General features: G+C 37.5%; 1 protein-coding gene. It reads left to right on the top strand.

The features are described 5' to 3' along the window. Positions 1–173: 173 nt before the first annotated feature. Positions 174–443: aminotransferase class I/II-fold pyridoxal phosphate-dependent enzyme (locus CRV03_RS13975; protein ID WP_258239110.1), on the top strand; the 270-nt coding region annotated here is incomplete at its 3' end.

Below are 443 nucleotides of genomic sequence, written 5' to 3'. Positions count from 1 at the left end.
GTCTACTAACAAATCATGCATGTAGGAGTATTAATGGAGTTGTTTCAATTCAACATGACGATTTTCATTCCAACTCTCGATATATTAGTTATTGTTGCTTAAGATAAATTTCAGCAACACTCTCACTTCACGTCTAAACGCTTATAGAGAAACGTGTCGCGCCAGCAGCTTGCATGAGATCAATTGAAATCTTAATGGAAAGCACAGAGTTACATGATCGTTTATGGGAAAATGGCCGCTACTTAAAACAAGGATTAAAAGAACTTGGCTTTAACATTGGGGAAAGTGAAACGCCAATTACACCTTGTATTATTGGGGACGAAGTGTTAACACAAGAATTTAGTAAGCGTCTAAATGAAGAAGGTGTATACGCAAAATCTATTGTGTTCCCAACTGTAGCAAAAGGAAAAGGTCGTGTTCGTAATATGCCTACAGCAGCTCAT

Origin of the sequence: Arcobacter sp. F155, assembly GCF_004116455.1 — a bacterium.
GTDB lineage: Bacteria > Campylobacterota > Campylobacteria > Campylobacterales > Arcobacteraceae > Halarcobacter.
Note: the sequence above shows the minus strand (reverse complement) of the source record. Positions and strands in the feature narration are given on the sequence as shown.